The organism is Niveispirillum irakense DSM 11586, from assembly GCF_000429645.1.
Taxonomy (GTDB): domain Bacteria; phylum Pseudomonadota; class Alphaproteobacteria; order Azospirillales; family Azospirillaceae; genus Niveispirillum; species Niveispirillum irakense.
Window position 1 is genome coordinate 115,989 of the sequence record NZ_AUCG01000020.1, and the last position, 12,708, is coordinate 128,696.

The 12,708-nt window shown below is 63.5% G+C and carries 13 protein-coding genes; 4 read left to right on the plus strand and 9 right to left on the minus strand.

Features of this window, described 5'->3' with window-relative positions; all coding sequences use genetic code 11:
• Positions 1-12: 12 nt before the first annotated feature.
• Entirely contained in the window at positions 13-333 is a 321-nt protein-coding gene (locus tag G473_RS0107710) for a hypothetical protein (RefSeq protein ID WP_029012628.1), read from the plus strand.
• 9 nt (positions 334-342) lie between these two features.
• Here G473_RS0107710 and G473_RS29090 read toward each other — a convergent pair whose 3' ends face one another.
• Complete coding sequence (locus tag G473_RS29090; protein ID WP_051330002.1) at positions 343-1,419, minus strand: GGDEF domain-containing protein; 1,077 nt, start codon at positions 1,417-1,419, stop codon at positions 343-345.
• Between the two features lie 334 nt (positions 1,420-1,753).
• On the opposite strand from G473_RS29090, the gene G473_RS25685 reads away from it, so the two are divergent.
• Complete coding sequence (locus tag G473_RS25685; protein ID WP_051330003.1) at positions 1,754-2,653, plus strand: alpha/beta hydrolase family protein; 900 nt, start codon at positions 1,754-1,756, stop codon at positions 2,651-2,653.
• 24 nt (positions 2,654-2,677) lie between these two features.
• Here the strand turns inward: G473_RS25685 and G473_RS25690 are convergent, their stop codons facing one another.
• Complete coding sequence (locus G473_RS25690; RefSeq protein WP_051330004.1) at positions 2,678-3,451, minus strand: 4'-phosphopantetheinyl transferase family protein; 774 nt, start codon at positions 3,449-3,451, stop codon at positions 2,678-2,680.
• Positions 3,452-3,707: 256 nt separating this feature from the next.
• On the opposite strand from G473_RS25690, the gene G473_RS25695 reads away from it, so the two are divergent.
• Together G473_RS25695 and G473_RS0107735 are read left to right on the plus strand one after the other, a co-directional pair.
• Positions 3,708-6,176 carry a M1 family metallopeptidase gene (locus tag G473_RS25695; RefSeq protein ID WP_084437752.1) on the plus strand — a complete coding sequence of 823 codons (2,469 nt, stop codon included), beginning with the start codon at positions 3,708-3,710 and terminating at the stop codon, positions 6,174-6,176.
• On the plus strand, positions 6,173-6,700 hold the full coding sequence (locus G473_RS0107735; protein ID WP_029012629.1) for a DUF6702 family protein: 528 nt from the start codon (positions 6,173-6,175) through the stop codon (positions 6,698-6,700). The genes G473_RS25695 and G473_RS0107735 overlap by 4 nt, the downstream gene beginning before the upstream one ends.
• Before the next feature lie 16 nt (positions 6,701-6,716).
• On the opposite strand, the gene G473_RS25700 is transcribed toward G473_RS0107735, so the two are convergent.
• The 7 genes from G473_RS25700 to G473_RS0107770 all read right to left on the minus strand — a co-directional run bounded on the left by G473_RS25700 (position 6,717) and on the right by G473_RS0107770 (position 12,580).
• A complete protein-coding gene (locus G473_RS25700) occupies positions 6,717-7,556 on the minus strand; it encodes a universal stress protein (protein ID WP_051330005.1) in 840 nt (279 codons plus the stop codon).
• A gap of 115 nt (positions 7,557-7,671) precedes the next feature.
• A complete protein-coding gene (locus tag G473_RS0107745) occupies positions 7,672-8,397 on the minus strand; it encodes a FadR/GntR family transcriptional regulator (protein WP_029012630.1) in 726 nt (241 codons plus the stop codon).
• A 48-nt stretch (positions 8,398-8,445) separates the two neighbouring features.
• Positions 8,446-9,339, minus strand: a complete 894-nt coding sequence (locus G473_RS0107750; protein ID WP_029012631.1) for an SMP-30/gluconolactonase/LRE family protein — start codon at positions 9,337-9,339, stop codon at positions 8,446-8,448.
• 5 nt (positions 9,340-9,344) lie between these two features.
• Positions 9,345-9,983 (minus strand): 2-dehydro-3-deoxy-6-phosphogalactonate aldolase, encoded by a 639-nt coding sequence (locus G473_RS0107755; RefSeq protein ID WP_084437754.1) that lies wholly within the window; start codon positions 9,981-9,983, stop codon positions 9,345-9,347.
• Positions 9,980-10,933, minus strand: a complete 954-nt coding sequence (locus G473_RS25705; protein WP_210163250.1) for a 2-dehydro-3-deoxygalactonokinase — start codon at positions 10,931-10,933, stop codon at positions 9,980-9,982. Before G473_RS25705 ends, G473_RS0107755 begins: the two co-directional genes overlap by 4 nt.
• A gap of 108 nt (positions 10,934-11,041) precedes the next feature.
• Positions 11,042-11,503, minus strand: coding sequence for a hypothetical protein (locus G473_RS0107765; RefSeq protein ID WP_154667310.1), 462 nt, complete (start codon positions 11,501-11,503; stop codon positions 11,042-11,044).
• 189 nt (positions 11,504-11,692) lie between these two features.
• Positions 11,693-12,580 carry a spore coat protein U domain-containing protein gene (locus G473_RS0107770; RefSeq protein WP_161630955.1) on the minus strand — a complete coding sequence of 296 codons (888 nt, stop codon included), beginning with the start codon at positions 12,578-12,580 and terminating at the stop codon, positions 11,693-11,695.
• Positions 12,581-12,708 lie beyond the last annotated feature (128 nt).

Consider the following 12,708-nt stretch of genomic DNA (forward strand, 5'->3'; position numbering starts at 1 on the left):
AGGATAAGCCCGATGTCGATTTCATCCGCCCCCGCCCTTGCCACCCTGCGGACTGCCATTCTCTCCGACGGTCCCATGATGGCGACCTTGGCTGGACTGAAGGATCGGGAGGCGATGGTGGTGGCGATTGCGGATTTCGCGGCGGCCCGTTCCCTGACCGTCAGTCGGGATGAACTGGCCGCTGCTGTGGCGGCTGAGACCCCTGTGACCGACGGGGAGTTGACGGATGACGATCTGGAACTGGTGGCTGCCGGGGCGTCCAGCAAAGTATCTGCACCATCCGATACCGGCTTTGGGGGTGTGAACCTGCGCGAAGGCAAACGTAACCCTTAATACGGTCCGTTATTGAAGGGACGGGGCATCTGCCTGCCGGATCGTATCCCTGCCGCTCTGCTTGGCAACATACAGGGCGCGGTCGGTCCGCTGCATAAGCTGGCTTGCTGTTTCATCGGCACCCCAGCAGGCGATCCCGAAGCTGCCGGTAATCGTCAGGGCAATCCCCTCCTCTGTCTGGATATCCATGTCTGCCATGGCCTGACGGATTAGATTGGCAAGGCGTTCGGCTGCCACCTCGTCCGTTTCCGGCAACAGCAGGGCGAATTCCTCCCCACCGATACGGGCCGCCAGGTCAGCGGCGCGCAGCCGCCCTTTCAAAAGCTGACCGAACGCGGCCAGCACCATATCCCCGACAGGATGACCGAACTGGTCATTGATCTGTTTGAAATGGTCCAGGTCGATCAATATCAGGCTGATGGAGCCGCCCCCATGCCGTTGCCGTAACGCTTCCTGCTCTTTCAGCCGGGCCTGGAAGGTGCGCCGGTTGGCCAGTTCGGTCAGAACATCCTGCCCGGCCAGCAGTTGCAGCCGCCGGTTGGCTGCCAGTAATTCCCGCTGGGTCGCGGCCAGGGCGGCGGCCTGGCTGCTGCTGCGGTGGGCGATGCCACGATTGATGCGCGCCAGCCGCCATTCCGACAGCAGTGACCGGTTCACCATCAGCGCGCCGATAGTCATGACAGGGATGTAGAGCAACGCGCTGAAAGCCAGGGCGAAACTGCCAAACCCTTCAAACAGGCGCATCGCCGTCAGCGCATGATTGATGCCGATGGGATAGACCATGGCGAACATGCCCAACGGCATGGCACCCAGATTATGGGAGGCAGCGGCGGCGATACCGGTTGGCACCAGCAGGACCGCCGTTATGACGAGCAGGGACATCTCCGTCTGGGGCAGCCATGCCAGGCTGGCCCAGATGATGCCGATCAGCAGAAAATTCAACAGATTGCCCCGCTGCCAGCGGCCGACAGCGACCTTGTCTCCGGCATGGCGCAACAGCCAGCGGGCAGAGACGATGCGATAGGCGGATGTGATCCAGATTGCCAGCACCCAGAGCGCCAAAGGCACCGGATCGAAGGATTGCAAAACCGATGCGGCGGTGAGGCTGGAGACAAGTATCTGGGTTACGGCGCCGGAGATTTGTGATCGGGCACAGTTCGCCTGGGCTTGAGGTGATTTGACCCTGATATCCAGCCGACCCAGGCGCCATGCCCAACGGCCCCCGTTCTGTCTCCGCTTCTTGTCTGGCACAGTGATACCCGCTTAGATTGCGCTCGCAGAATGGCGCGATCGCCCGGTCTTTGCAGCTATCTTTTCGGTCAGTCGGGCCCCGTTTGCAATTTTGCGTGCGTTAGCGAACGATCGTTCGTAATCTGCCCGAACAAGAACGCATAAAAGACAAAGACAGGGGAGGAATGCGATGGCAGAGACCGCGACGGAGGCGGTGTCCTTGACGCCTGCCGTGCCGGTGCTGGACAGGCCGGTACCGGTGACCTGCGAGGATGGGGTGACATTGGCCGGCCGGCTGTTTGTACCGGCTGAAGGGGAGGTGCAGGTTGCCATCGTGTTGCATGGCGCCACCGCCGTGCCCCGCGATTATTATGCCCGCTTCGCAAGCTGGCTGTCCGGATGGCGACGGGCGGCGGTATTGATTTATGATTATCGGGATTGCGGCCATTCCGCCCAGGGCAAGGCGCGGCGGGCGCGGGCCAGCATGGCGGATTGGATGATCCGCGACCAGGGCGCAGCGCTTGAATTCATCTCCCGCCTGTTCCCTGATCTGCCGCTGGAAGCGGTCGGCCATTCCCTGGGGGGGCTTGGTGCCCCATTTCATCCGGCCGCCGCGCGGCTCTCCCGTCTGACGGCTGTGGCGTCAGGTCCTGCCCATTGGTCCCGCCACCCGCCGGGCTTTATGCCAAAGGCCCTGGCCTTCTGGTTCCTGGCCGGGCCGGCCATGACGGGCATCTTGGGGTATCTGCCGGGCTGGGTGCTGGGACAGGCAGCGGATTTGCCGGCGCCGGCCTATTGGCAATGGCGCCGCTGGTGCATCACCCCGGGCTTCTATCGCCGCGACTGGGGTCGCCACCTGCCGCATCCCCAGCCGGAGCGGATGCGCGGTGACCTGCGGCTTGTCGCCATTGCGGACGACCCGATGATCCCGCCGCCTGTGGCCCATGATCTGGCCCAGTTCTATCCCGCGGCGCGTGTGGAACGGCTGACCATCGGGCAGGGCCGTTCCATCGGCCATCTGCGCATCTTTTCCGAACGGTGCCGCGACCTCTGGCCCCTGTTGGCAGGGGAGGGGCAGGCGGCAGCGTGAGTGCCGCCTGCCCGCTATTTTCCGTCAGGCGAGTACGGGCACGCCATCGGCCAGGGTGGCCAGCTTGTCGCCCGTCATCTGCAACAGCCGGATGGGGCGACCGGGGCCGCTCAGGCTGGCGGCAGCAATCAGGTGATCATCGACCTGCCATTGCGACAGGCGCCACTGTCCGCATTCGCGCAGCCATGCCTCATGGCAGACCAGACCGGCATCTTCCGTGCCGGGGGCGGGCGGCGTGACGGTGAAGCCGGTCAGTTCCTGCGACAGGCCGCGACCGGTCGCCTTGATCACGGCTTCCTTCAGGTTCCAGATCCGCATGAAACGTTCACGCTTATCCGCGTCTTCCACCTCGGCGGCGATCTGCGCCACCTCATCCGGGGAGAACCAGCGGTCGGCAATGTCCAGTTCCGGGTCACGGCTGGCGCCGGACTGTTCCACATCCACGCCCACATCGCCCTGGGGGGAAATGGCAACGGCCACCATGCCCCGCGTATGGGACAGGTTGAACGCGGCCCCACCCCGCACCAGACCCGGCTTGCCATAAGGACCGGCATTGAAGGCAAGCTGGGCGGCTGGGCGCCCTGTCCAGGCCCCGATCAGCAGCCGCAGCAGCCCGTGCGCGGCGATATAGGAATGGCGGTCCGCGTCGAAATGGAAACGGGCGGCATGTTCCTGTTCCGCATCATCCAAAATCTGCAGCAGCGAGGCGAAGTCGCGCGATCCCAGCCCGTCCATCGCCAGATGGACCACGATGACATCGTTGCGCCAGTCGCCTTCAATGGCAAACCCGTCCCGCATACCGTCCCCCGGAATTTCATGAGTGGCGGGATGATAGGAGGGAAAAGCCGGTTTGGTAAGAAAAACAGCCCCGACCTGGACAGGATGCCGCCACGCGATTCCTACAGGGCATTGGTGCCATCCTTTACAATCATGAGGAATCAAAAGCCGCAATAGCTGTCATTTTTGATTGACCATTTGGCAATCCCTCGCATTATCAAAGACTTCGCTGCCTTCTGTCGGACAGGGAGGTGGCATGGGGAAGAAGAGAATAAATATGACGGGGTTCACGCGACGGGGGATAGGCGCGCTGCTGGCCGCCTGTCTGATGCTGGTGCCGGGGTTGGCCCTGGCCGATGCCATTCAACAGACCAAGGGGGATTGGCAGGATAAGTTCCGCCAGTTGGACGTGGACCTGCCCACACCCAACAGCTATCGCACCGCATCGGGTGCGCCGGGCCACCAATATTGGCAGCAGCAGGCCGATTACCGGATCAATCTGACGCTGGATGCCACGGCCAAGCGGCTGACCGCCGACCAGAGCGTGCGCTACACCAACAATTCCCCCGATACGCTGCGCTATCTCTGGCTCCAGCTTGACCAGAATATTTATCGCCAGGATTCCATCGCGGAACTGACCCGCACCACGTCCAAGGACCAGCTTTCCTACAGCAATCTGGCCCGCGCGCAGGTGATGAAAGACATCCCCTATGGAATGGAAATCCAGCAGGTGACGGATGAGCGGGGCAACCCGCTGCCTTATACCGTGGTCGATACGATGATGCGCATCGACCTGCCGCAGCCGCTGGCCAGTGGCGCCAGCACCGGTTTCAAGATTTCCTGGGCCCATAACATCATCAATCAGAACCGGGTTGGTGGCCGGTCCGGTTATGAGCATTTTGAGGAAACGAACACCGATCTGTTCTTCATCGCCCAGTTCTTCCCCCGGATGGCGGCCTATACCGATTATGCGGGCTGGCAGCACAAGGCCTTTCTGGGGCGGGGGGAATTCACGCTCGAATTTGGCGATTACGATGTCGCCATCACCGTGCCGGCCAACCACATCGTCTCGGCCAGCGGGGAACTGCAAAATCCCGGTGATGTGCTGACTTCCGTGCAGCGCGACCGGCTGGCCAAGGCGCGCACAGCCAAGACGCCCGTCTTCATCGTCACCCCGGAAGAGGCGCTGGCGAATGAAAAGCAGGCGGCGCAGGGCACGCGCACCTGGCGCTTCCGCGCCAGGAATGTGCGCGACTTTGCCTTTGCCAGTTCCGCCAAGTTCATCTGGGATGCGATGGGGTTCCGCCAGAATGACCGGGAACAGCCGGAAGTCCTGGCCATGTCTTTCTACCCCAATGAGGCCGAGCCGCTCTGGTCGAAATATTCAACCCGGTCTGTCATCCACACGATGGAGACCTATTCCAAATTCTCCTTCCCCTATCCGTACCCGACCGCACAGTCGGTGAATACATGGGAAAGCGGGGGTATGGAATATCCGATGATCACCTTCAACGGATACCGGCCCAATATCGACAAGAAGACGGGACGGCGTACCTACTCCGCTCAGGCCAAGTACGGCCTGATCGGGGTCATCATCCATGAGATCGGGCACATTTACTTTCCAATGGTGGTCAATTCCGATGAACGTCAGTGGAGCTGGATGGATGAGGGGCTGAACACCTTCCTGCAGAACGTCGCGCATCTGGAATGGGAGGAAGGGTTTGGCGGCCATACCCGTAATCCCAACCTGCCCTCTGCCATCACCGCCTATATGGTTGGTGATGGACAGGTGCCGATCATGACTCAGTCGGACAGCATCGTGCAGTTCGGCCCCAATGCCTATACCAAGCCGGCCACCGCGCTGACCATCCTGCGGGAAACGGTGATGGGTCGCGACCTGTTCGATCATGCCTTCCGTGAATATGCCCGGCGCTGGAAGTTCAAGCGCCCGACGCCGGCTGATTTCTTCCGCACCATGGAAGATGCGTCCGGTGTGGATCTGGACTGGTTCTGGCGCGGCTGGTTCTACACGACCGACCATGTCGATATTGACCTTGCCGGGGTGCGGGAATATCGCGTCGGCACCGGTAACCCGGAAACCGAACAGAAATTCGCGCGTGAACAGGCCCTGCGCGACCAGCGCGAACCGCTGGCCCAGATCCATAACCGGGAACAGGGGTTGAAAACGGCGGTTGAGCGTGATCCCACGCTGCGCGATTTCTACAATGAGAATGACAAATTCGCGGTCACGAACAAGGATCGCAACAAATATAAGGAGATGATCGAAAAGCTGGAGCCGTGGGAGCGGGCTGCCCTGGAACGGGCGGAAAAAGATGGCGACTGGGTCTATTTCCTGGATTTCGTCAATAAGGGCGGGCTGGTCATGCCGCTGCCCCTGCAACTTACCTTCGCTGATGGCGGCACCGAGCTTGTGATGATCCCGGCGGAGATCTGGCGCTTTGATGCCAAGCAGGTCAGCAAGATGCTGATCCGGCCAAAGCAGATTGTCGCCGTTGATCTGGACCCGCGCCAGGAAATTGCCGATGCCGATCCATCGAACAATTCCTTCCCCCGCCGGATCAGCGCTTCGCGCCTGGAACTCTATAAGGAGAGCCGGGACCAGAAGGATCTGATGGCGGATATGCTGGTGGAGCTGAAAGGCGAGAAGGCGGAGGAGGGCGACAAGGGCGATGTGCCGGCCACCCCATCCCCGGCGGTGCCCCTGGCCCCGGCGGGCGGGCGATGATCACGCGCCGGCATATCCTGGCCGGTGCGGCCTTTACCGGTGCGGTGACCCTGGTTGCCCCGCTGGCCTGGGCCCACCGTGCCAAGGCAGCCCTGACGCTGGTGCGCTGGAATGCCCGTACCGGCAGCCTGGAGGTGGAGCATCGCCTGCACGCCCATGATGCGGAACTGGCGCTGAACCAGAAGGCGGGCGTTGCGACGCCCGACCTGTCGCAGACGAAGGACCGGGCGCGGCTGGCCCTTTATGTCGAGCCGCGTTTCGCCCTGTCCGATCTGGAAGGCCAGCCCGTGCCCTTGACCCTGATCGGGGCCGAACTGGAGGCCGATTACGTCCATATCTATCAGGAGGCGGCGCTGCCGGTGGCGCCCGCCGGTTTCGGCGTGCGCAACGACATCCTGCGTGATGTTTTCCGCACCCAGCTTAATCAGGTGAATTTTGACATGCGGGGCGGTGACCCCGCCTTTATCCGCACCGTCACCTTCACCGGTGAAGACCGGGAGGAGACGGTGCGGTTCGACAGGTGAAAACCGCCCGGCCGGGCTATTGCGACAGCAGGATCGGCAGTTCCGCCTTTGCCAGGATATGATGGGTGGCGCCGCCGAAGATAAATTCGCTGATCCGCGACCGGCCGACCGCGCCCATGACCAGCAGATCGGCATCCACGGCGCGGCAGCGATGCAGCAGGACCTCACCCGCATCTTCGCCCTGGCACTGGTCCAGCGAGACTTTCACGCCATGCCGGGCCAGATGCGCGGTGATGTCGGCGCCGGGATTGGGCCCCAGCAGGCCGCGCAGCAACACATCAGGCACCACAACCAGATGAACGGCATCTGCCGTGCGCAACAGGGGCATGGCGGCGCTCAGGGCGCGGGTTGCTTCGCGGCTGCCGTTCCAGCCCATCACAATCCGGCGGGGCTGACGCTCCGCCGGCCAATGGTCCGGCAGGCACAGGGTGGGGCGGCCGGACGCAAAGATCAGGTGTGTGGCCAGATTCAACCGGCTGACGGTGCCCAGGTCCGGTCGCACGGGCCGCCCGACAATGGCCAGCGCGGCATGTCGGGCGTGGAGCATCAGCGCCTCCCCCTCAAACTCGTCTGAAACCCGCCATTCCGCGGTGAAGCTGCGATGGTGGGTCAGTGCCTCGAAATGCTGGCGGGCTCTGGCCACCGCCTCTTCGGTGCGCTGATGATATTGCTCCAGCATATGCGTAATGCCGGTGCCGATGGCGAAGCCGGCATGCGGGTCGATCCCGAGCGGCGGCACGACGAAGGTGGCGATCAGATGGGCCTGCCATTGCTTGGCCAGCAGCAACGCATAATCCAGCCGCCGGTCGCTCTGCGCCGTCGGTTCCAGGAAGATGACGATATCTTTCGGGTCCATGGGAGCATCCCTCCTTGGCAATGGTGGTGCCGGTACAGGCACCAAATCCGTCAGCCCGGAGAATACTTACCCTTCCCCACCATTGCCTTGATCCTGCTCAATCCCAGGGCAGAGATCAGACCGCATCTTCCGCCGCCGTGCCATTGGCCGCGGCTTCGATCAGGGTCATGGCTTCCATCATCAGTGCATGCATGCTCTGGCGCGCGCCTTCGATATCACCGCCAAAGATGGCGTCTGCCACCTTCTGGTGATCGGCAACGGATGCCAGCCGCACGCCCTTGCGCCGGTTGGTCAACTGGATGGAGGTGCGCAGCGCCGCCTCGATAATATCGCGAAGCTGGGCATAGAAGCGGTTGCCGCTGGCTTCCAGGATGGCAACATGGAAGGCGATATCGGAGGTGAGCGGATCATCCTCCCCCTTGTCGGCGGCCTTCATCCGCTCCATCGCCTGCCGGATTTTGGCTTTGGCGGCGACATCGGCATGGCGGGCGGCCAGGGCCGCTGCCATCGGTTCCATCGCCAGCCGGATCTGGGTGAATTCCAGCAGCAACTGGGCGGAGAATTTCCGCTCCATCAGCCAGCGCAGAACGTCCGGGTCCAGCAGGTTCCAGTTCTCTTCCGGCTCCACCCAGGTGCCCTGGCGGGGGCGGGCGCGCAGCAGCCCCTTGGCGGTCAACATTTTGACGGCTTCGCGCAATACGGACCGGCTGGCGCCTAAGCGCTTGCACAGTTCGGCTTCCGTGGGGAAAGGATTGCTCCGGCCATAGGCACCAGTGACAATCTCCTGCCCCAGTTGCTGGAGGATGCCGAAGGTAAAATTCCTGCCGAGACTATTGCGCATGGATAACCCGCCGATATTGGCCGGATACAGTCCGGCACCGGATGACGTTTAGTACATCTGATAGGGTATCTCGGCCAAGCCTTGCACATCCATCTTGAACAGGAAGGTGTGCCCGGCTTCTTTTTGTGTCTCCAGCGCGGCCTCGGAAAGCCCGTCGCGGGCTGAGGTGACGCACAGAATATCCATGTCCGGCCCGCCGAAGGCGACGCAGGTCGGCTGTTCCACCGGCAGCGTCAATTCATAGGCCAGCGTGCCATCGGGGCGGTAGCGCAGCACCCGGCTGCCGCCCCATTGCGCCGTCCACATATGGCCCTCAGCATCAATGATGGCGCCATCGGGGTAATTGCCGGGCGCCATTTCCGCGAAAAGCCTGGGGTTGGCCAGGGTGCCGGCGGCGGCATTGAAATCGAAGACACGGATTTTCTGGGTCGGGCTGTCGGCAAAATAGAGCAGGCTGGAATCCGGGCTCCAGCACAGGCCGTTGGAGATGGCGACATCCTCCACCATCCGTTCCAGGCTGCCATCCCGGTCCAGCCGATAGAGGGCGGCTGTGCTGCCCCCGCCGGCCTTGGCCGCGTCCTCCACCAGGGTGCCGACCCAGAACCGGCCCTGCCGGTCGGTGCGCCCATCATTGAAACGGCGGCCCGTATCGCCCGACTCCGGCCGGTGTCGCCAGTCCAGCGCACCGGTTTCGGGGTCATACAGGGCAAAGCCCGTCTCAAACGCCGCCATCATCCCGTCCCGCCCGTCGATGAAGGCGAAGGCGCAGAGCCGTTCCGGCGTCTCGAAAACCCGGGTCTCCCCGCTGGCCAGATGGTGGCGGTACAGCCGGCGGGACTGGATATCCGTCCACCAGAAAGCCCCGTCGCGCGGGTTCCACTGCACGCCCTCGCCCAGGATATTGGCGACGGGAAGGGTGGCGATCAGGTGGGCGTGGGTCATGGGCGTCAGGCCTTCTTGCTGCTGGCGTTCCAGGCTTCCACCAGGGCGGTGGCGCGCTCAGCCACTTGTGCCGCATTGAAGCCGGGCTTGTACAGTTCCCCGCCAATGCCGAAACCGGCGGCGCCCGCCGCCCGCCAGGTGGACATTTCCGCCGGGCCCACACCGCCGACGGCATAGAGCTTCACGTCCGGCGGGATGACGGCTGACAGGGCCTTCAGGTGATGGGCGCCATAGGTGCCGGCCGGGAACAGCTTCAGGTGCCGTGCGCCGGCACCGATGGCTTTGAAAGCCTCCGTCGCGGTGGCGAAACCGGTGAAGGGCAGCATGTCCAGTTCCACCGCACGGGTGATCACTGTCTCTTCCACATTGGGGGTCACCACCAGGCGCCCCCCGACGGAGGCTACGCGATCCACATCGCCGGCTTTCAGTACCGTACCGGCGCCGATCAGGCATTCACCGCCAAAATGGGCGGCCAGCCGGCCGATACTGTCTAGCGGGTCGGGGGAGTTGAGCGGCACCTCGATGGCGCGGAAGCCGGCATCAAACAGGGCCTGCCCGATTGGAAGTACCTCGTCGGGCTTCACCCCCCGCAGGATGGCCACCAGCGGCATCGCCGTCAGGTAGGTGTCGAACGGCTTGGTCATGATCTGTCATCTCCGGCGAATAAAGGGGCGGCGTGCGCGATAATGGACCGCAGGCCGGCCAGGGACTGGCCATCGCCGTCCAGGCTGTGGGAGGGCCGGCCCAGCATTGTCAGGGCTTCGGCATAAAGGGCGGCCAGGGCAGGGGCTGCCACCAGCGTCACCGGCACATCCGCCGCTACCTTGTCGCCCATCGCGGCCAGGGCACCGGCGACATCGCCGCCGATTACCATGCCAGACAGGAAGGAGGGCGCATCGGCTGCGTCCATACCGGCGCGGAGCTGGCGGCTGCGGGTTTCAAACAGCAGATGCGGCAGGGAGGCGGGCGCGGACAGGGCACGGGCCAGCCCTTGGCTGAAGGCGGGGCCTTGTACCGGTGCATGCCCTTCCGTTCCGCGCCCCAGTACGGAATGCTGGCGCAGGACGGCAAAAAGCTCTCCCGCCATGGCGGTCATGAAACGGGTGACCCGCCCCTCTTCCAGCAGCACCCATTTGCTGTGCGTACCGGGCAGGCACAGCAAATGCCGGCCTTCCGCCAGTTCCGGCCGGGCGGCCAGGGCGCCCAGGATCTGGGTTTCCTCACCCCGCATCACATCGGGCCCGCCCAGCGGGCTGGTGCATGTCAGGCCGGGGACGATGCCCACGATATGGCCGCGCGCCTTCAGGCGCAGCAGCGAGGCGGCGAGATCGGCCGTGTCGGCCGGGCATTCCAGATAGGGGGCTTCCGCCCAGCCGATGGAGGAACCGACCATGCCGCACAGGATCACGGGCAGGATGCCGTGGCGATCCGTCCAGGGGGCGATGGCGTCGAAAAGCACTGTTTCCAGCTTTCCGGCGCAGGCTGCAACACCGGGGCCGGTGGCGCGGTCCAGGACCGTGTCGCCCTGGCAGAGGAAGAGCCGCAGGTTGCTGGTGCCCCAGTCGCCGGCGATGAAGGGTTGATCGTGGATCACGGGAGGCCGATCACAATGCTTGCGAGGTCAAGGCTGCATATATGTATGATAAATGCGCGTCTTGTAAAGCACGCCCGATCCACTGCTTACAGGTAAGGCCCGGCCCCCTTATTTGGCGGTGATGGAAATGACCACCGTATCCTGGTACTCCCCAGCCGGCAGGGTGGGGGATGCCGGTACACTGACCGACAAAACCGTGCTGCGTGCAGCGCCGCTGACCGTGCGGTTTGTGTTGATGCTGCCATTCTGGGCGGAGTTGGTGTCGCCATAATGCAGGGAATAGCCAACCCCGCTGCCACCATCGCTGGTCAGCCGGCCGCCATTCTGGGAGGAGACGGAGACGATATAGCCGTTGGCGGCGTTGCACCGTTCCTGCACCGTCGCGACGGGCACGGATTGTTGCCCCGCCGTCAGGTTGACGATGGCCGACGCGCTGGAAATGGCGATTGAGCATTCGGTCGCGACAGAGCCGCGCAGGGTGATGGTGGCTTGCTGGGATTGTGCCCGCCCCCCGGTAGGAGCCAGCAGCAGGGCCGCCGCAATCAAAAGCGCTGACCCGGCGCCCAACATCAGGGGCATCCGGCTTGCAACCGCAGCCCTGGCACCGGATTGACCGCCGGTACGGCCTTGCGCCCGATATCCCATATCGCACCTCGACCCTTTTTGCCCGTTTTGGGCTTCCACGGCTGTTCACAACCCCGCGCCGTGACGGGTCGAATGATAAGGGCTGACCCTTACCAATTCATTGATCTAGGTAAATTAGCGTGCGGAAATGGTGAGAATCAAGTTGTCCCGGTAGGTGCCGGCCAGGGCCCGGCTGACATCGCCCACAATCACGTCGATCTGGTACCGGCCATTGCCGCCCAGGTCGATGCTGGTGCCCCGGCTGAGTGAAAGAGTACGGCCCTGGACCGCCACCTGATAATCAATGCTGCCGCCATTGGCCGGTGCCACCAGCCGCCCGGCATTTTCGGATGAAAGTGACAGCGTATAGTCGCTATTGCCATTGACGGTCAGATCGAATCGACCACCCCCGGTGCGCGATAACTCCCCCATATCCAGCACACCGGACGTGCCCGACAAGGGCCGGGTGGCACCATTAACGGTGACGGCGGCATCCACCACCTCCCGCACCCGGGTGCGGACCTGGACCAGCCGGGTGGCGATGGGGCCGACCGGCGTGCCATTGCGTAATTCATAGGCGTTGAGGACCACCCTGTCCTGGTAGGGCCCCTTGCGGACCACCTGGCCGGGCGGGACATGGATATAGACCTGTATCTCCGCGCGGTCGTTCCGCTCGTCCAGCGTCAGCTTGAACAGCCCGCTTTCCGGGCCATTGATATTGCCGATGGGCTGGGACCGGCTGCCATCCTTGTAAAGCTCATAGGCCAGCCGTTCCCCGGCATGCTGCATCATGCGGTTGCCATATTGCCCATCGTCGATCCCCACCACCACGGTGCAGGGCGGGCCATTGCCGCGGAAACGCAGTTCCACCCGGTTATAACCAAGGCTTGACCCGCCGAACGGGTCGTAATCGTCCCCCGGTTCCAGCCGGTCGGCCTGGGCAATCTCCACATCGCAGGATTTGTCCCCCGCCCACGCCGCGTGAAACGGGACCAGACAGAGGAGGGCCAGAAGCCACAACAAGCGGAAGATGTGTGCGAAGGGACTAGGCATGGGGCCGGACAAAAAGGGCGGGAAAGGAATGGTCTTGATGCCACCATGCCAGTTCCACCGGACAACCGCCAGGGCGGGGGCATGACCGGAAGCCCAGA